18 protein-coding genes are annotated in these 17,529 nt (G+C 44.4%); 10 read left to right on the forward strand and 8 right to left on the reverse strand.

What is annotated here, in order from left to right; translation table 11 throughout:
- Nucleotides 1–260 precede the first annotated feature (260 nt).
- The 6 genes from NL647_RS10335 (at nucleotide 261) to yfcE (ending at nucleotide 3,514) form a co-directional block, all read left to right on the forward strand.
- Nucleotides 261–995, forward strand: a complete 735-nt coding sequence (locus NL647_RS10335) for a DUF1538 domain-containing protein (RefSeq protein ID WP_005451555.1) — start codon at nucleotides 261–263, stop codon at nucleotides 993–995.
- Nucleotides 992–1,783 (forward strand): DUF1538 domain-containing protein, encoded by a 792-nt coding sequence (locus NL647_RS10340; protein ID WP_005451556.1) that lies wholly within the window; start codon nucleotides 992–994, stop codon nucleotides 1,781–1,783. The genes NL647_RS10335 and NL647_RS10340 overlap by 4 nt, the downstream gene beginning before the upstream one ends.
- Entirely contained in the window at nucleotides 1,773–2,123 is a 351-nt protein-coding gene (locus NL647_RS10345) for a P-II family nitrogen regulator (RefSeq protein ID WP_005451557.1), read from the forward strand. Before NL647_RS10340 ends, NL647_RS10345 begins: the two co-directional genes overlap by 11 nt.
- Nucleotides 2,120–2,527, forward strand: coding sequence for a CBS domain-containing protein (locus NL647_RS10350; RefSeq protein ID WP_009698597.1), 408 nt, complete (start codon nucleotides 2,120–2,122; stop codon nucleotides 2,525–2,527). Before NL647_RS10345 ends, NL647_RS10350 begins: the two co-directional genes overlap by 4 nt.
- 160 nt (nucleotides 2,528–2,687) lie before the next feature.
- A complete protein-coding gene (locus tag NL647_RS10355; RefSeq protein WP_009698596.1) occupies nucleotides 2,688–2,897 on the forward strand; it encodes a hypothetical protein in 210 nt (69 codons plus the stop codon).
- Nucleotides 2,898–2,968: 71 nt separating this feature from the next.
- The gene (gene yfcE, locus NL647_RS10360; protein WP_005446373.1) at nucleotides 2,969–3,514 is read left to right on the forward strand and encodes a phosphodiesterase; all 546 of its coding nucleotides are present in this window, start codon (nucleotides 2,969–2,971) and stop codon (nucleotides 3,512–3,514) included.
- Between the two features lie 43 nt (nucleotides 3,515–3,557).
- Here the strand turns inward: yfcE and NL647_RS10365 are convergent, their stop codons facing one another.
- The 4 genes from NL647_RS10365 to NL647_RS10380 are packed head-to-tail and all read right to left on the reverse strand — an operon-like array spanning nucleotide 3,558 to nucleotide 6,075.
- Nucleotides 3,558–3,836: a SelT/SelW/SelH family protein gene (locus tag NL647_RS10365; protein WP_005446375.1), complete on the reverse strand. Its 279-nt coding sequence runs from the start codon at nucleotides 3,834–3,836 to the stop codon at nucleotides 3,558–3,560.
- Nucleotides 3,837–3,870: 34 nt separating this feature from the next.
- Complete coding sequence (locus NL647_RS10370; RefSeq protein WP_253650121.1) at nucleotides 3,871–4,626, reverse strand: sulfite exporter TauE/SafE family protein; 756 nt, start codon at nucleotides 4,624–4,626, stop codon at nucleotides 3,871–3,873.
- A gap of 46 nt (nucleotides 4,627–4,672) precedes the next feature.
- Complete coding sequence (gene toxS / locus NL647_RS10375; protein ID WP_053049477.1) at nucleotides 4,673–5,188, reverse strand: transmembrane regulator ToxS; 516 nt, start codon at nucleotides 5,186–5,188, stop codon at nucleotides 4,673–4,675.
- A gap of 11 nt (nucleotides 5,189–5,199) precedes the next feature.
- Nucleotides 5,200–6,075, reverse strand: a complete 876-nt coding sequence (locus NL647_RS10380) for a transcriptional regulator (protein ID WP_005446380.1) — start codon at nucleotides 6,073–6,075, stop codon at nucleotides 5,200–5,202.
- 273 nt (nucleotides 6,076–6,348) lie between these two features.
- Between NL647_RS10380 and htpG the strand changes: the two genes are divergently transcribed.
- The 3 genes from htpG to hemH all read left to right on the forward strand — a co-directional run bounded on the left by htpG (nucleotide 6,349) and on the right by hemH (nucleotide 10,321).
- Nucleotides 6,349–8,253 carry a molecular chaperone HtpG gene (gene htpG, locus NL647_RS10385; RefSeq protein WP_050908080.1) on the forward strand — a complete coding sequence of 635 codons (1,905 nt, stop codon included), beginning with the start codon at nucleotides 6,349–6,351 and terminating at the stop codon, nucleotides 8,251–8,253.
- A gap of 317 nt (nucleotides 8,254–8,570) precedes the next feature.
- Complete coding sequence (gene adk, locus NL647_RS10390; protein WP_005425498.1) at nucleotides 8,571–9,215, forward strand: adenylate kinase; 645 nt, start codon at nucleotides 8,571–8,573, stop codon at nucleotides 9,213–9,215.
- 140 nt (nucleotides 9,216–9,355) lie between these two features.
- Nucleotides 9,356–10,321, forward strand: coding sequence for a ferrochelatase (hemH, locus tag NL647_RS10395; protein WP_017818948.1), 966 nt, complete (start codon nucleotides 9,356–9,358; stop codon nucleotides 10,319–10,321).
- Between the two features lie 90 nt (nucleotides 10,322–10,411).
- Here the strand turns inward: hemH and NL647_RS10400 are convergent, their stop codons facing one another.
- Nucleotides 10,412–11,800 carry a peptide MFS transporter gene (locus NL647_RS10400; RefSeq protein ID WP_005446383.1) on the reverse strand — a complete coding sequence of 463 codons (1,389 nt, stop codon included), beginning with the start codon at nucleotides 11,798–11,800 and terminating at the stop codon, nucleotides 10,412–10,414.
- A 334-nt stretch (nucleotides 11,801–12,134) separates the two neighbouring features.
- On the opposite strand from NL647_RS10400, the gene rfaH reads away from it, so the two are divergent.
- Nucleotides 12,135–12,635 (forward strand): transcription/translation regulatory transformer protein RfaH, encoded by a 501-nt coding sequence (rfaH, locus tag NL647_RS10405; protein ID WP_005446384.1) that lies wholly within the window; start codon nucleotides 12,135–12,137, stop codon nucleotides 12,633–12,635.
- Nucleotides 12,636–12,746: 111 nt separating this feature from the next.
- Here the strand turns inward: rfaH and asnB are convergent, their stop codons facing one another.
- The 3 genes from asnB to NL647_RS10420 all read right to left on the reverse strand — a co-directional run bounded on the left by asnB (nucleotide 12,747) and on the right by NL647_RS10420 (nucleotide 17,527).
- Nucleotides 12,747–14,411, reverse strand: coding sequence for an asparagine synthase B (gene asnB / locus NL647_RS10410; RefSeq protein ID WP_009698590.1), 1,665 nt, complete (start codon nucleotides 14,409–14,411; stop codon nucleotides 12,747–12,749).
- Nucleotides 14,412–14,641: 230 nt separating this feature from the next.
- Nucleotides 14,642–16,231, reverse strand: coding sequence for a cation:proton antiporter family protein (locus NL647_RS10415; protein ID WP_253650122.1), 1,590 nt, complete (start codon nucleotides 16,229–16,231; stop codon nucleotides 14,642–14,644).
- Nucleotides 16,232–16,312: 81 nt separating this feature from the next.
- Entirely contained in the window at nucleotides 16,313–17,527 is a 1,215-nt protein-coding gene (locus NL647_RS10420; protein ID WP_005446392.1) for an ROK family protein, read from the reverse strand.
- Nucleotides 17,528–17,529: the final 2 nt, after the last annotated feature.

The raw sequence follows: 17,529 nt of genomic DNA on the forward strand, positions 1-17,529 counted from the left end.
GTCATCCCTTTGATGGTAAAACTATTCAAACATTATAGTCGTTATACGCCTAGCGTGATCATATCAATGACTTGCAGTGTCGATTTTATTATTAGTTCCTAAGGAGTTAGAAGCATTTTGTTGGGAAGCGATGCAAAGTTCACAATTTGAAAGAATGTAACAAAATGTTATCAAGCCTTTAGCAAAGCTCACACTTAGCTTAGGGAAACTGTGTCATGCTGAACTTAAAGGAAAATAACAGTCAGTGGGTAGGAGGGAGTATGGAGGCATTTGTTGCTCTATTTAGAGCGTTGCTCAGTAGTGCTCGTGACTTGCTACCTATTGTTATTGTCATCACTTTTTTTCAGTTGGTCGTACTTCAGGAACCGCTGCCTAATCTCGTCTCTATTCTATTTGGTCTTCTTCTGGTTATTCTCGGTTTAACCTTCTTTATCTTTGGGTTAGAGCTTGGTTTGTTTCCCATTGGGGAAAATATGGCACAAGCGTTTGCTAATAAAGGCAGCGTTTTCTGGTTACTGATCTTTGCGTTCTGCTTGGGTTTTGGTACCACCATTGCAGAACCAGCCTTGACCGCTGTTGCAGAGGAAGCATCAGAAGTTGCGGCTGAAGGGGGCATGATTGCCAATACAGAACAATCTATGGAAGAGTACGCAGATGGATTACGCTTAACGGTTGCCTTGTCGGTAGGTGTAGCGATTGTGCTCGGCGTGTTGCGAATTCTCAAGGGCTGGCCGATTCAGTACATGATCATAGGCGGTTATATTGGCGTTGTGATACTAACGGGATTTGCGCCTGAATCAATCATTGGGGTGGCTTATGATTCTGGAGGAGTGACGACATCCACAATTACGGTTCCTTTGGTCACAGCGCTTGGCGTTGGGCTCGCTTCTGCGATCAAAGGGCGAAACCCTATGATTGATGGGTTTGGTTTGATCGCCTTTGCCTCATTGCTACCAATGATGTTTGTGATGGTATACGGGATGGTGGTGGCATGATTTCGTTTGAGCACTTCTTCGATACCTTTGTTTCTACTATCAGTGACGTGATCCCGATTGCGACCATTATTTTTGGCTTCCAGCTTGCAGTATTACGACGTCCCATCTCTAACCTGCCTAAAGTCCTGCTTGGATTTGCCTACGTTATCCTCGGTTTGTCGCTGTTTTTGCTTGGGTTAGAAATGGCGCTGTTTCCGTTGGGTGAAACCATGGCAACGCAGCTTACTGCCCCTGCATTTCTACGCGAGTTTAAAGTATCCATCGGTCAAGCCTTAAGTTGGGTAGACTACTACTGGGTGTATATCTTTGCTTTCTTTATCGGTTTCAGCACGACAATCGCAGAGCCTTCTCTTATTGCAGTGGCGATAAAGGCAAATCAGGTTTCTGGTGGCAGTATTAGTGTGAATGGATTGCGCGTTGCCGTTGCTTTGGGGGTGGCAGTTGGTATTGCTCTAGGCAGCTATCGGATTGTCGTTGGTGATCCTATTCACTACTACATTATCGCCGGTTACATCGTAGTGGTGATTCAAACCTTCTATGCGCCAAAGTTGATTGTACCTTTGGCTTACGATTCAGGCGGTGTTACTACCTCGACGGTGACCGTACCTTTAGTGACCGCGCTTGGGTTGGGGTTAGCTTCAACCGTACCAGGACGAAACCCAATGATAGATGGCTTTGGCTTGATAGCGTTTGCCAGCCTGTTTCCAATGATTTCTGTGATGGGCTATGCCCAGATTACCCAGTGGTTGAATAAAGGAACCGCGGAGGAAAAAGAAAATGCGCTTTAAATTGATTTTGGCCTTTGTTGAAGACAGCAAAACCGACAAGGTGCTCGATGCAGCAAGAGATGCAGGAGCAACGGGGGCTACGGTGATCAACAATGCCCGAGGACAAGGTTTAAACCAGAAACGAACTTTCTTTGGATTAACCTTGGAGGTGCAAAAAGATGTGCTGTTATTTGTTGTAGAGGAGCATTTGTCGAGACACATTTTAGAAACCATCAGTGACGTTGGAGAGTTCGATCAGGAATCCGGTCAAGGGATTGCCGTGCAGATTGATGTCGAGGATGCTGTCGGTGTCGCACACCAAGTCGAGAAGCTAACTAAAGTGGTAGAGGATGAGTTATGAGTAGTCATGAGCTGATTAGAGTCAGAGACGTAATGGCGGCAACATACATCATTGTCGATGGGTTGATTACGGTTCACGAAGGGATCACGCTAGCGAGGAAGAGTGAAGTGAAAGCGCTGGTGGTGAAAAAGCGTGATGACGATGATGAATATGGCATCGTCTTAATGAACGACATAGCGAAAAAAGTGTTGGCAAAAAACCGTTCACCACAACGCACCAACATCTATGAAATCATGACCAAACCTGCGTTAACCGTCGACCCCAATATGAATGTGAAATATTGTGCGCGTTTGTTTGAGCGTTTTGGTATCAGCCGCGCGCCAGTCATTGAAAATGGAGAGGTCATTGGCATGGTGAGTTATAACAATATTGTTATCAATGGTATGGCTCGGGAAGAAGTATAGCGACGGTTTTGAGTGTGGTTCGCGCGCTGCTGGTAAAGATAATTTCTCAGGTCAGCGACATTTTGCCTAGCTAAGAAGATTAGCGTATTAGTGCCATTGCATATCCTCGATCTGAGGCTTATCCTTTGAGAATTAAAGAAATAATTGAGGATGTCATGTCATGCCGCTAGTTGCTTGTCCTGTGTGCGAGAAACAAATTTCAAAACGAGCTCATACTTGTCCTGGCTGCGGAGAGCCAGATCCACTTAACCATCTTGCTAAGTCAAAGTTCTTGTCCCTCATTTTCTGGATGATTGTCTTAGTGGGCGTTGGTTATGTCGCGTGGTTCTACCTGGTTCCGATGCTGGTGGAAATGTTGCGTGGTCATTAGAGGTTTCACTGTGGTTGAGCTTCTATAGGAATGCCGTAGAATACCCTCATACATTTTGAGGAGACGATGTCGTGAAACTATTTTTTGCCTCAGACTTGCACGGTTCTTTGCCAGCCACAGAAGAAACCATCAAGCTTTATTTAGCCTCTGGTGCAGAGCACCTAATCTTATTGGGCGATACGCTTAATCACGGACCAAGAAATCCAATACCAGAAGGCTATAACCCACCACAAGTGGCAGAATTGCTGAATCAATACAGTGAGCGCATTATCTCTGTGCGCGGTAACTGCGACAGTGAAGTGGATCAGATGCTGTTAAATTTCCCAATGATGACGGAGTATGCTTGGCTTCTGTTAGAGTCTGGTAAGCGTATGTTCTTGACTCATGGTCACCTATACAACACCACAAAGCGACCGCCGTTGCGTGAGGGCGACATCATTGCCCATGGTCATACTCATGTTCCTGTGGCGGAGATGCAAGATGGTGTCATCATTTTCAATCCGGGCTCAATGACGTTCCCGAGAAATGGCTTACCACGCAGTTATGGTGTACTCGAAGGTAATACGCTAACAGTTCAAACTCCAGAAGGCGAAGTACTAGCACAAACTACGATTTAATAGCCTTGCGAGTAAAGAAAAGATAAAGGGAGCGAATGGCTCCCTATTTTGTGTCTGAATGTCCTAGATCGCGTTCTGGGTCGATGATGTCTCTAACGCGTTGTTTGAGGACTTTCGCCTCAGGAAAGCCACCATCTTTCTTACGCTCCCAAATCTGGGTGCCATTACAAAAGATTTCGAACCGACCGCCCGTATCTGGGTGTAAGCTCATCGTTTTTATTTCTTCACTAAAGGTATGTAATAGCTCTTGTGAGAGCCAGGTTGAACGTAGCATCCAATTGCACTGGCGACAGTAATAAATGTCAATGATGGCTTTATCCATTTCCGAATTCCTTAATTTCAAATTTTTTAAAACGTCAGAGGAGCAATTTGATTCCAACGGCGAAGGTGAGAACTTCAAAGGCAACTTTGATGACGCGATTGCTGTATCGAGTTGCTGCCCATGCGCCTATGCTGCCACCTAGAAATGAGCTGAATAATAAAACAGGTAACCAAGCCCAATGAATAGGGGCACCAGCTTGCACAACGGCAATACCTCCAATGCCATTCCAAAACAGACCGACACAAATCATGGTGTAAGCTACCGCTTGCTTGTAATCGTAACCAAACCAGCGGACAAGAAAGAGTGTCACAAGCAACCCAGAACCTGCTGTGAGTGAGCCGTTTACAATCCCAATCAGCAGTAAACCCAGTCCACCAATAAGCCAGCCGGCACTGTCACGATGCGTTTTAGTTTCCGCTTGACCGAGCTCTTTCTTAAATCGAGAGTAAATACCAAGAGCTAAGATCATCGCGCCAAGCATTTTTTCAGCAATGCCATCTGGGATTTGTACAATGAGATTAGCGCCAATCACCACGCCAATACTGCCGGTGAGTATGAGATAGAGGGCGACTTTTGGTTTAATCGTACCGGCTTTAAGGTGTGTGCTTGCTGCGCCTAAACCGAGTGCGACTGAAGCGACTTTATGCGTACCTAGTGCGACAGAAAAGGGAAGACCAAGAAAGATAAGAAGTGGAAACTGCAGTAATCCCGCACCACCGCCAGAGAGTGAAGCAAGCGTATTTGCGACAAGGGAACCGAAGAAGAGGGTGAGGGTGTCTAGCCAATCCATATGCAAAATAAAGGGGGCATCTTGCCCCCTTCTTATCGAATCAAAATCAGTTTCTAAACAGTACCGTAGAACCGTGATTCAGGCTAGTCAGTAGTAGAGTTTTTTCGTTAACGACGTCAATACGACGACTCTGTTCAGCATCTAGCTTAAAGATTTGAGTGATAAGACGAAGTTGAGACTCCGAAAAATCTTTAGATTGTGATGCGGAGATGTCTTTGAACTCAGAAGGAGAGACCAGCAAATAGTTATCACTGACTTCCCAACGACCTTTTTCAGAGATATTGATCGTAGACTCGATGTTTGAGCCCTGTGCAAATAGCTTGATGTTTGCCACGCGAATATAGTCACCATTAGGTAGGTACTTCACATTCGACTCAACGTTGACTTTGCGTAGCGGACCTACGGTATCATCTGGCAAGTTATCAGTAATAAGTGTCACCATGGTTGATTGCCACTCATTTGACGTAAGGACTTGCTCAACTTTAAGGTCACTACCCCAGTACAACCAACCACTAAAAAGGATGGATACGGCTAAAACCGCAGATGCTATTCTTATCTTCATTTCAGCCTCCCTTAATTGCAGATGTCAGTTGGGTCGTTACGACCAGCAAAAATACGCAGTGTTACATTCTCATATGAGTGATCACTGTCGTGAATGTAGTTCAGAATCAATTGATTGTTTTGACCACCTGTTGCAATGACTTCGACTGGTGAAGACTCAGCAGCATGGTGTTCAACATAGCGTTGAATGCATTGCTCAATGGACGGCAGCCAATTGTTTAATTGAGGGTGGTTGATCGGTGTCATCACTGGCACGTTGTGATATTCACCAATTTGACGAAATTGTGATTCTGCAGGGTTGGTTAGCATTAACACGCCAACAGGAAGTAGCAGGGCAACTAACACGATGATTCTGAATAACCAGTTTGTGTTCTTTTGTGCAGGTGCAGATTTTAATGGTTGAGCTGTCGGTGCTTGTTCGACGGCTGTTTCTGCTTTTGTCTCAGCAGTGGGCTCTGCGAATTGCTCTAGGTCAACGACTGGAGCTTCATTTTCTTCCTCTTGAGCATCAACATCGGTGAGTGCTGCTTCAGAAGATAGTGGGCTTAAACGTTCAACTGAACAAATCAGTTGGTAACCGCGCTTTGGCACCGTTTTTACAAATTCAGGCGACTTCGTAGAGTCTTTCAACATTTTACGTAGAGTGGAAATCGCTTGAGTAAGGCTTGAGTCATCCACCTCAAAACCCTGCTCCCGCCATACGAACTCGTGAAGCTCGTTACGCGTTAACACTTCATTGGGTCTCTCTGCCAACATGAGTAGAATACGGCTTTCGTTGCTTCCTAATCGTACAACTTCGTTGCCATTTTGTTGGTCAGCGAGCGAATTACTATTTGGGTCAAAGACAAATCTTTGAGCAAGCAGAAATTTGGTGCCGATGTTAGTCATTTAGTTCTTCTTAGATGGATGATTCTGTAATTATAAGTGATTTGCGTCACATAATAAGGCGTGCGCAAAAAGACATGTGCTACGTTTTAGATGCTTTTAGGGACGTAGGATAATTAAAATTTTCTAAAAAAACACCGTTTTTAGCAATATTGACCTTGAATTTACATTTGTCAGCCACATGTTAAATGACATCTTAGTAATGCTGCTTTTTTAAGGTGGCGGTTAGGACTTTGTCATTAAAAGTCTTTTTAGTTTAGATGTTATGGAGCAAACATGAGCGAAACCGTATCACAAAACAAAGAAACTCGTGGCTTTCAATCAGAAGTAAAACAACTACTTCATCTGATGATTCACTCTCTTTACTCAAACAAAGAGATTTTCCTACGCGAGCTGATTTCAAACGCGTCTGACGCATCAGATAAGCTTCGTTTCCAAGCGCTATCTAACCCAGATTTATATGAGGGTAACGCGGATCTGGGTGTTAAGCTGGCGTTTGACGAAAGTGCTAATACACTAACAATCTCTGATAACGGCATCGGTATGAGCCGTGATGATGTGATTGAACATTTAGGTACCATTGCAAAATCAGGTACAGCAGAGTTTTTCTCTAAATTATCCGATGAGCAGAGCAAAGACTCTCAGCTTATTGGTCAGTTTGGTGTGGGTTTCTATTCTGCATTCATTGTTGCTGATGCTGTGACGGTACGCACTCGTGCCGCAGGTATTTCTGCAGATGAAGCGGTTCAATGGCATTCTGCGGGCGAAGGCGAATACACTATTGAGACGATCACGAAAGAATCTCGTGGTACTGATATCGTGCTTCACATGCGTGAAGAAGGGAAAGAGTTCTTAAATGAATGGCGTCTACGTGACGTGATCAGCAAATACTCCGACCATATCGGTATTCCAGTTTCTATCCAAACTGCTGTTCGCGATGAGGAAGGCAACGAAACAAGTGAGAAGAAGTGGGAGCAAATCAACAAAGCTCAAGCACTTTGGACTCGTAACAAATCAGACGTCTCTGAAGCAGAATACCAAGAGTTCTACAAACACGTTTCTCACGACTTTGCAGATCCTCTAACTTGGAGTCATAACCGCGTAGAAGGCAAGAACGATTACACAAGCTTGCTTTACATTCCAGCGAAGGCACCTTGGGACATGATGAACCGCGATCACAAGTCGGGTCTGAAATTATACGTACAACGTGTATTCATCATGGATGACGCAGAGCAGTTTATGCCGTCTTACTTGCGTTTCGTCCGCGGCTTAATTGATTCGAACGATCTGCCACTGAACGTTTCTCGTGAAATTCTTCAAGACAACAAAGTGACTCAGTCATTGCGTAACGCTTGTACTAAGCGTGTACTGACAATGCTGGAGCGCATGGCGAAGAATGACGAAGAGAAATACCAATCATTCTGGAAAGAGTTTGGTCAGGTGATGAAGGAAGGTCCTGCTGAAGACATGGCAAACAAAGAGAAAGTTGCCGGTCTATTGCGCTTCGCATCTACTGAAGTGGACTCAGCTGAGCAATCTGTTGGTTTGGCTGCTTATGTTGAACGCATGAAGGAAGGTCAAGATAAGATTTACTTCTTAACAGCAGACAGCTACGCAGCGGCGAAGAACAGTCCGCACCTAGAGCAATTTAAGGCGAAAGGCATTGAAGTTATTTTGATGTTCGATCGAATTGATGAGTGGTTGATGAACTACCTGACAGAGTTTGACGGCAAGCAGTTCCAATCGATCACCAAAGCGGGTCTGGATCTGAGCAAGTTCGAAGACGAAGCAGAAAAAGAAAAGCAGAAAGAAACAGAAGAAGAGTTTAAGTCTGTTGTTGAGCGCACTCAGTCTTACCTAGGTGACCGCGTAAAAGAAGTTCGTACAACCTTCAAGCTTGCAACAACACCTGCCGTTGTGGTGACGGACGATTTCGAAATGGGGACGCAAATGGCGAAGCTTCTTGAAGCAGCAGGTCAAGCGGTACCAGAAGTGAAATACATCTTCGAAATCAACCCTGAGCATGAGCTCGTGAAGCGAATGGCGGATGAAGCAGACGACGAAGCGTTTGGTCGCTGGGTAGAAGTGTTACTGGGTCAGGCAATGTTAGCCGAGCGTGGCTCGATGGAAGATCCTTCTCAATTCTTAGGTGCCATCAATAAGCTTTTGACTAAGGTTTAATAACTAAATACCACTAAAAAGCTCGCGAAATGCGAGCTTTTTGTTTGTAAACGCATAGATTCACACTTTAAGTGTTGAGTTAGTAGTCAATAAGACAGGAAAGCTGGCATCGCTAACATTCTTTAGTCTTAATCTGCTCATTGCACAGTGAACCTATGTTAGAATCTCAACACTTGAATGTGAGTAATAAGGCGTGTATTTTGGCTCGCCTAAACGTTATACCGAAACTTATCGTTGCCAGTGCTTCGAGGGTGATACCTAGAAGTCCAGCTATTGTGAGCTTCGGTATAAATCTTAAATATTAAAGAGGATAAATCATGCGCATCATTCTTCTAGGTGCTCCAGGTGCAGGTAAAGGCACACAAGCAAACTTCATCATGGATAAATACGGTATTCCACAAATCTCTACTGGTGATATGCTTCGTGCTGCTATCAAAGCAGGTACAGAGCTTGGTAAACAAGCTAAAGCTGTTATCGACGCTGGTCAGCTAGTTTCTGATGAAATCATCCTTGGTCTAATCAAAGAGCGTATTGCTCAAGACGATTGCGAAAAAGGTTTCCTACTAGATGGTTTCCCTCGCACTATCCCTCAAGCTGATGGCCTAAAAGAAATGGGCGTTGACGTAGATTACGTGATTGAATTTGACGTAGCTGATGATGTGATTGTTGAGCGTATGGCTGGTCGTCGTGCTCACCTTCCTTCTGGTCGTACTTACCACGTTGTTTACAACCCACCAAAAGTGGAAGGTAAAGATGACGTAACTGGTGAAGATCTTGTTGTTCGTGATGACGACAAAGAAGAAACAGTACGCGCACGTCTAGGCGTCTACCACGAGCAAACTGCACCACTGATCAACTACTACGGCAAAGAAGCAGAAGCTGGCAACACTAAGTACCTTAAATTCGACGGCACTAAGCAAGTTGCAGAAGTAAGCGCAGATATTGAGAAAGCGCTAGCATAATTTGCTAACGGCAAAATTTAATATTTTGATATATTTAAAAGCGACCTTTGGGTCGCTTTTTTTATTCTGCCTGTTAGTACGATGAACTTTTCTCTTAGATATGCCGTACAAATCAAGCCGTTTACCATGAATAGGATGTTATGAAAAACAACAATAAGAAGCAGGGCGTGTTATTGGTCAACCTTGGGACGCCTGATGAGCCAACTCCGCCAGCCGTTAAACGCTTTCTAAGTCAGTTCCTTCATGATCATCGTGTTGTTGATATGACACGGTGGCTCTGGTGCCCGATTTTGCATGGCATCATTCTTCCAGTTCGTTCTCCAAAAGTTGCCAAGTTGTATGAGTCGGTGTGGATGGAAGAGGGATCACCTCTCATGGTGTATTCAAAACGCCAGGCAAAGAAGCTGAGCACAGCTTTAGACATGCCAGTAGAGCTAGGAATGACATATGGCAATCCTAGCTTGCAAACCGGTTTTGAGGCGCTATTAGCCCAAGGCGTTGAACAAGTGATCGTTTTGCCGCTTTACCCTCAATACTCAGGAACAACGACAGCTGCAGTTTCTGACGGGATGACAAAGGCATTTAAGAATATGCCTGTGATGCCAGAGTTTAGTTTTATTCGCGATTACCACAATCACCCTAAATACATTGAAGCTTTAGCTCAGTCGGTACGCGAGCATTGGGAAGCAAATGGTAAGGGTGATTACTTGCTATGTTCTTACCATGGTATTCCGAAGCGATACGCGGACAATGGTGATATTTATCCTCAACATTGTGCCGAGACAACTCGCTTGCTTGGTGAGGCCCTTGGTTTGAATGAGGATCAAATTGGTATGACCTACCAGTCTCGATTTGGTCGCGAAGAATGGTTACAACCATACACGGACAAGACATTAGAAGTCCTACCCAGCCAAGGTAAAAAAAAGCTGAATATCGTAACGCCAGCTTTTTCTGCTGACTGCTTAGAGACACTGGAAGAGATCTCAGAAGAGTGCCGTGAAATTTACTTAGAAGCTGGTGGTGAGAGCTTTAGCTACATTCCGTGTTTAAATGACAACGAGTTACACATCGAGATGATGGTGGATTTGGTTCGCTCAAAGTTGTAAAGCGTCTGTGTCCTACATTCTTTCACTTAGAGCTTTGAATACAAAAAGGGTCGCAATTGCGACCCTTTGTTTTTATTTGCACTTTATATATTAAGCAACTTGAGTTTGCTGCTCTTCAATTTGTTCTGCTGTGCTATGTGTGTTTTCAGCACCGTGCATCCAACGAACAAGCGTGTTAGAGAACAACAGAAGAATGACACCAGAAACCATCGCTGTTACTGCAATACCGCTGAAGATAGCCAGTGCACCTAGCTCACCAACGTGAGAGCCCACATAACCAGCAACGTAGTTTGCAATTGCATTACAGCCAAACCATGCACCCATCATTAGTGAAGCAAGACGCAGCGGAGCCAGTTTAGTAACAAGAGACAGACCAATCGGAGATAGACACAATTCGCCCAGAGTATGGAAGAAGAATGCACCAACAAGCCACAACATGGATGTCTTAACTGTAGTGTCACCGCCTTGCTCAATAACCGCACCAACCATACATAGGAAACCAAGCGCTAGGAAGAACATCGCTAAAGCAAATTTCACTGGTGAGTTTGGCTCACGTTTACCTAGTTTCACCCATAGCACGGCTAGTACAGGTGCTAGCGTGATGATGAAGAATGGGTTTAGTGATTGGAACCACGCAGCAGGCACTTCAAAGCCACCGATCATTCGATCTGTGTATTGCTGAGTGTAGATGTTCATTAGACCGCCAGCTTGTTCAAAGCCTGCCCAGAATACGATAGTGAATAGGCTCATCACTAGGATTACTTTGATGCGATCCGTTTCTTCTTTTGTTAACGGTTCTTTTTGAGAAGATTTTTTAATCGCTAGATCACGTTTTGCAGCTGGAACACGACCAATATCACCAAGCCATGCTTGAGCAAACGTCATCTGCATGACTAGACTGATAAGCATACCGATACCAGCAGCCACGAAACCCGCTTTCCAACCGAATTCAGTTGTTACAGAGCCAGAAACAACACCAGCGATTAATGCACCAAGGTTAATACCCATGTAGAAGATAGTGAAAGCACCATCACGACGGTTGTCACCTTCTTGATACAAGTCACCAACCATTGTAGAGATGTTTGGCTTAAATAGACCGTTACCACAGATAAGTAGAGCAAGACCTAAATAGAATGTGTGTAGAGCACCAAGACCTAGGGCGTCAGCAGGCATTGCTAGTGTAAATTGACCGATTGCCATCAACGCGCCACCAATCAAGATAGAACGGCGTTGACCTAAGTAGTTATCCGCAAGGTAACCACCGATGAGAGGAGTAATGTAGACAAGTCCAGTATAGATGCCGTATAGGTCTAGGGCATCTTTAGTCGACCAGCCAAGGCCACCGTTCATTGTTGTGTCAGTTAAATACAGTACTAGAATGGCGCGCATTGCGTAGTAAGAAAAGCGTTCCCAAAGTTCAGTACCGAACAATAAGAACAAGCCACGTGGGTGACCAAAGTATTGATGTTGGTTTGACATAAGCTCTTCTAATAGTAGTTATTACATTTTTTAAAGAAATCTACGTATACATGTCATTTTGATGACTTACAAACAATAAAATTTTATGTGACGATTCATTTGCCTTATTAAATGATGGCTCCGCGTTGATTTTGTGGGGTTTTAATCGGCGAATCGTTCGTGTTACAAACTTACTTTCCATTTTTGCCTATAGACTTATTTTCTTAATGCTTCGAAAAAGTGTAAGTTATGCATGTTATGTTTAAGAGGCTTACTGATAGGTTTCTTGAATACCCATGACTCGTTCTAGGCTTAATGCTAGGATGAAATAAAAATATAATTGGCTAGTAATAAAATGAAACGTTGGTATTTATTGTATTGTAAACGAGGAGAGCAAGTTAGGGCGAAGCAACACCTTGAAAACCAAGGAGTAGAGTGTTTTTACCCAACTGTGGAGGTCGAAAAGATCTTACGCGGCAAGCGACAAAAGGTCGAAGAACCATTATTCCCTTGCTATGTTTTTTCTCGATTTGATTATGAACAAGGACCGAATTTTACATCGGTACGTTCCACTCGAGGTGTCGTTGACTTCGTACGCTTCGGAGCACAACCAAAAGAGATTCAAGGTGATCTTGTTTATGAACTAAAGCAGATTGAAAAGTGTGCTGAGGAGCCGACAAGCCCAGAATGTATGCCGAAACCAGGCGATCATGTTCGTGTTATGAACGGACAGTTTGCTGGTATTGATGCGATTTATCACGAACAAGATGGTGAAAAGCGTTCGATTATGTTGGTTCAAATGCTCTCTAAGCGAGTGCCTGTCAGCATTGACAATAATGATTTGGAATTTATGTAAACCAACTCATTGAAAGATCAAAAAGAGGTGCGTAATGCACCTCTTTTTGATCGTGTTAACTTACCAGTGTTCAAGGGCTGGTGACTCAGCCCTATTTAACACGTGATACGATTAGTATGCATCGTTGTGTACGGTTTGAACGGCACGACCTGATGGGTCAACACAGTTTTGGAATGACTCATCCCATTCAATCGCTTTCGCTGAAGAACACGCGACTGATGGGCCACCAGGAACACATTCCGCAGCTGATGGTAGAGGGAACAACTCTTCAAAGATCTCGCGGTATACATAACCTTCTTTAGTTGTAGGTGTGTTGTAAGGGAAGCGGAATTGAGCCGTCTCCATTTGCTGATCTGTTACTTTTTGCTCTGCGACTTCTTTTAGCGTATCAATCCAGCTGTAACCAACACCATCAGAGAACTGTTCCTTCTGACGCCATGCAATCGACTCCGGTAGGTAGTGTTCGAAGCACTCACGTAAAATGTGCTTCTCCATCTTACCGTTGCCACACATCTTATCGGCAGGGTTCAAACGCATTGCTACGTCAATGAACTCCTTATCTAGGAATGGTACACGACCTTCAACACCCCATGCCGCTAGCGATTTGTTTGCACGTGCACAGTCAAACATGTTCAGAGCTAGAAGCTTACGTACGGTCTCTTCGTGGAACTCTTGCGCGTTTGGCGCTTTATGGAAGTATAAGTAGCCACCGAAGATTTCATCAGCGCCTTCACCAGAAAGTACCATTTTGATTCCCATTGCTTTGATCTTACGACCCATTAGGAACATAGGTGTTGAAGCGCGGATAGTCGTTACGTCATATGTTTCAATGTGGTAAATCACGTCACGAATCGCGTCCAAGCCTTCTTGGATGGTGTACGTCATTTCATGGTGAACCGTACCAATTTGTTCTGCAACTTCGCGAGCGGCTTTCAGATCTGGTGCTCCTTCTAGACCTACAGCGAAAGAGTGCAGCTGTGGCCACCAAGCTTCAGACTTTTCGTCGTCTTCAATACGCATTGCTGCAAATCGTTTTGCTACAGCAGATGTAATCGATGAATCCAGACCACCAGAAAGAAGTACGCCATATGGCACGTCAGTCATTAGTTGGCGTTTTACCGCAGCTTCTAAAGCTTCTGTAAGTTCTTCTTTGCTTGTGCTGTTGCCTTGTACTGCTGCGTACTCATTCCAGTCACGAATGTAGTAACGTTGAGGTTCTGCATCTGCACTGCCGTAGTGACAACCCGGAGGGAACTCGCTCACGGTCTTACATACTGGAACCAGTGCTTTCATTTCTGATGCAACGTAGTAGTTACCATGTTCATCATAACCTTGGTAAAGAGGAATGATACCAATGTGGTCACGACCTACTAAGTACTCGTCTTTTTCTTCATCGTAAAGTACGAACGCAAAAATACCGTTTAGTTCTTCAAGAAGGTCTGCACCCATGTCTTGGTATAGCGCTAGGATAACTTCACAGTCTGAGTCAGTTTGGAATTCGTATTTACCTTCGTAGCGAGCACGAATTTCTTTGTGGTTGTAGATTTCACCGTTTACAGCAAGGATGAGTTTTTTATCAGGGCTGTATAGTGGTTGAGCACCACTATTTAGACCAACGATCGCCAAACGTTCATGCGCAAGAATCGCGCGTTCTGATGAGTAAATACCAGACCAGTCTGGACCGCGGTGACGAAGCTTTTTCGACATCTCAAGTGCGATAGGGCGCAATGCTGCTGCATCGCTCTTAATGTCTAAAATGCCAAATACTGAACACATACAACATCCTTTTTAAACTAAACAATTTTTAATCGGTATGGGTTCAATTTGCCATTCTTAGTAAAAAAAGCAACGTTTGATGATGAAAAAAATGATAAAAAGGCTTGATGATTAGATATTGTTTAAAAATAACCTTGATATGGTGAATGCGATCAAGGTTTGGTTTAAAAAATGCACAAAAAAGCCCTCTTATTAGAAGAGGGCTCAATAAGGATAGTTACGTTTGATGCTTATATCATCGGTGTAAATTGAGGTTGAAGTTGCTCGCAAACATGGCGTGCGAAACCACTACCAGCTTCGCTATAGATGTTGAATGCGGCGTCGACCCCAGTCTCTAGTAAGCCTTCAAGTTGATCTGGGTATTCGGCAATTGCTGCTATTTGCCCTTTATAGTTTCGGCTTTGAAGCTGTTCAAGCGCGGTTTGGTTACCTTGGTGGTGTGGCATCGCCAATAGGACCAACTTTACGTTTGCTGTATCTAAAATGCGTTCCCAAAAGTCAGGGTCTGTTGCATCGCCTGAAATAACGTTGCGACCTTCAGAGCGGTGTTTATGCGCAGCTTCTTCTCTTACTTCAACACCAAGAGAAACTTTGCCATAGCGAGATCGTAATTCGTCGTAAGCACCGGTGCCAATTCGACCCATACCTAGGATCAATACTTGGGCATGCCCTGGATTGATTAATTGATCTCGTTGGTTCAATTTCTCTGCCGCCGTTTCTTGTAACCATTTGCCCGAGTGTTGGTAGATTTGGTGACCAAGACGATTTAACGGTGCTGAGATGATAAATGAAATCGAAACAGCCACAGCGATAGCCGCTAGCATGTCACTAGGCATCCAGCCCATCTTGTAAGCCAGTCCACCGACAATCAACCCAAATTCACTGTAGTTGAAAAGAGAAAGAGACGTCAGTAATGAAGTCCGAACACGGAACTTAAAGTGGTTGATAGTAAGGAAATACAGCAGACCTTTGATCGGTAGCAACAAGATGAATAGCAGCGCAAGACCCACACCAGTGAAGCTCAATGATGCTGACAAACCAATATTGAGGAAGAAGCACACGAGGAAGAGCTCTTTCATATTAAAGAGCGATTTTGATAACTCTGATGCTTTACGATGCCCAGCTAGTAACATGCCTAAAATCAGCGCGCCTAAATCTGGCTTCATACCGACGAGTTCAAACAAACCAGCCCCGACGACGAGCGCAAAGAAGATACCAAATAGAACCAGCATCTCGCCGTGACCTACTTTATCTAGGAGTTTGTAGAACAATGGGCGGATAAGAGGGAGTGCAAACAAACCTATCGCATACCACTCCGGAATTTTACCTGTTGAAGCGGTAAGGAAGACCACAGCAAAAATATCCTGCATGACCAGAATACCAATTGCTAGGGTGCCGTAAGTCGCATTCATCTCACCTTTTTCTTGCAGGGTTTTTACCGCGAAGACAGTACTAGAAAAAGACAGAGCGAAAGCCAACAACAGAATCTGGCTGTGTTCCATAGTGGCCAGTGATGACAAACCGAGCAGTTTTAGACCAACGAGAACCAGCGCAAAGAAAAGGGTAGAAAGAATATTGTGCGCGGTTGCGCCACCCCAAATCTCTTTGGAAAGTAGCGTTTTTACGTCCAACTTTAGACCAATAGTGAAAAGCAGCAAGGTCACACCAAGATCAGCAAGCGTGACAATGACGTCATTACTTTGGTAGCCAAACGCGTGAAGACCGAAGCCTGCGAGTAGGAAACCAACCAAGGGCGGAAGGTTACATTTTAGAGCGATGAAGCCGGCGAGAAACGCCGTTGTAATTAGAATAATTTCCATACTATTGAGCTATATTCCTGATATACAAAAACGGGCTGTGAAACCACAGCCCGAGATTGTAACTCAATTGGTTGTATAAACTTAGTCTTCTAGTAACTTTTGTAACAAAACTCCGTTCAACATGGCGCGCTTTATCATTGCGAATGCGCCCATTGTTGGTTGCTTATCAATATGAGAAGCAACAATCGGAAGTTCGTTATGGAAAGTCTTCAAAGATTGGTTTTCAACATTGCGCTGGATTGCTGGGAAAACAATTTCTTCAGCCGCCGTAATGTCACCGGCAATGACGATTTTTTGTGGGTTAAACAAGTTAATCGTAATTGCGATAGCTTTACCAAGTTGGTTGCCTACGCGCACTAAGCTTTGCTTAGCAAGTTCATCGCCGTTCATCGCATGAGTACAAACGTCATCGATTGTGATGTGCTCTAGTTGAGTAAGGCTTGATTCATAGCCCTGTGCAATAAGCTTTTTAACGCGTTGTACGATTGCTGGGTTTGCTGCAACCGTTTCTAGACAGCCAAAGTTGCCACATTGGCATTGCTCGCCAAGTGGGTCGATTTGGATGTGACCAATTTCACCGACGTTACGGTTGAAGCCAAGGAATACTTGACCATTAACAATGATGCCGGCACCAGTACCACGGTGAACACTGACAAGAATTGAGTCTTGGCAATCTTGGCTTGCACCAAAGTAATGTTCAGCCAATGCCATACCACGAACATCGTTACCGACAAAACAAGCGGTATTGAACTTTTCACGGATGATTTCACCCAGTGCAAGGTTATCGATGTCTGTATTCGGCATGTATTCCACTACGCCTGTGGTTGGGTTCACCAAACCAGGCAGTGTGATACCGATAGCAATCAGTTGGTCAATTTTATCTTGGCAGCGACTCACGAAGTCCTTTAGCAAGTCAATCAAACCTGCGATAAGGTCTGCTTGATTGGTATAGTGAAGTTCGTGCTGGTCTTCTGCAAGTGCCGTTCCACCTAGGTCGTACAAACAGAATTGCACATAGTCACGACCTAATCGTACAGCGATAGAGTGAAAAGGTTTTACTTCAGTGGTCAACGAGATGGCTCGACGACCACCGGTAGAAGCTTGTTGCGCGACTTCTTTGATCAAGCCGCGCTCTAATAGTTGGCGGGTTATTTTGGTAACACTCGCTGGGGCGAGCTGACTAACATCCGCGACTTGAATACGGGAGATTGGACCTTGTTGGTCAATCAGCCTGTATACCGCAGCACTGTTAAGCTGTTTTACTAAATCTACATTACCAATCTGTCCGCCATTCATGC

The sequence above is a fragment of the Vibrio sp. Y29_XK_CS5 genome, from assembly GCF_024181835.1.
GTDB classification, from domain to species: Bacteria; Pseudomonadota; Gammaproteobacteria; order Enterobacterales; family Vibrionaceae; genus Vibrio; species Vibrio harveyi.

Excerpts from the sequence above, each read along its gene's own strand:
- NL647_RS10335 (WP_005451555.1), top strand. The coding sequence starts at position 261 with ATGGAGGCATTTGTTGCTCTATTTAGAGCGTTGCTCAGTAGTGCTCGT.
- NL647_RS10340 (WP_005451556.1), top strand. The coding sequence starts at position 992 with ATGATTTCGTTTGAGCACTTCTTCGATACCTTTGTTTCTACTATCAGT.
- NL647_RS10345 (WP_005451557.1), top strand. The coding sequence starts at position 1,773 with ATGCGCTTTAAATTGATTTTGGCCTTTGTTGAAGACAGCAAAACCGAC.
- NL647_RS10350 (WP_009698597.1), top strand. The coding sequence starts at position 2,120 with ATGAGTAGTCATGAGCTGATTAGAGTCAGAGACGTAATGGCGGCAACA.
- NL647_RS10355 (WP_009698596.1), top strand. The coding sequence starts at position 2,688 with ATGCCGCTAGTTGCTTGTCCTGTGTGCGAGAAACAAATTTCAAAACGA.
- NL647_RS10365 (WP_005446375.1), bottom strand. The coding sequence starts at position 3,836 with ATGGATAAAGCCATCATTGACATTTATTACTGTCGCCAGTGCAATTGG.
- NL647_RS10370 (WP_253650121.1), bottom strand. The coding sequence starts at position 4,626 with ATGGATTGGCTAGACACCCTCACCCTCTTCTTCGGTTCCCTTGTCGCA.
- toxS (WP_053049477.1), bottom strand. The coding sequence starts at position 5,188 with ATGAAGATAAGAATAGCATCTGCGGTTTTAGCCGTATCCATCCTTTTT.
- NL647_RS10380 (WP_005446380.1), bottom strand. The coding sequence starts at position 6,075 with ATGACTAACATCGGCACCAAATTTCTGCTTGCTCAAAGATTTGTCTTT.
- htpG (WP_050908080.1), top strand. The coding sequence starts at position 6,349 with ATGAGCGAAACCGTATCACAAAACAAAGAAACTCGTGGCTTTCAATCA.
- adk (WP_005425498.1), top strand. The coding sequence starts at position 8,571 with ATGCGCATCATTCTTCTAGGTGCTCCAGGTGCAGGTAAAGGCACACAA.
- hemH (WP_017818948.1), top strand. The coding sequence starts at position 9,356 with ATGAAAAACAACAATAAGAAGCAGGGCGTGTTATTGGTCAACCTTGGG.
- NL647_RS10400 (WP_005446383.1), bottom strand. The coding sequence starts at position 11,800 with ATGTCAAACCAACATCAATACTTTGGTCACCCACGTGGCTTGTTCTTA.
- rfaH (WP_005446384.1), top strand. The coding sequence starts at position 12,135 with ATGAAACGTTGGTATTTATTGTATTGTAAACGAGGAGAGCAAGTTAGG.
- asnB (WP_009698590.1), bottom strand. The coding sequence starts at position 14,411 with ATGTGTTCAGTATTTGGCATTTTAGACATTAAGAGCGATGCAGCAGCA.
- NL647_RS10415 (WP_253650122.1), bottom strand. The coding sequence starts at position 16,231 with ATGGAAATTATTCTAATTACAACGGCGTTTCTCGCCGGCTTCATCGCT.
- NL647_RS10420 (WP_005446392.1), bottom strand. The coding sequence starts at position 17,527 with ATGAATGGCGGACAGATTGGTAATGTAGATTTAGTAAAACAGCTTAAC.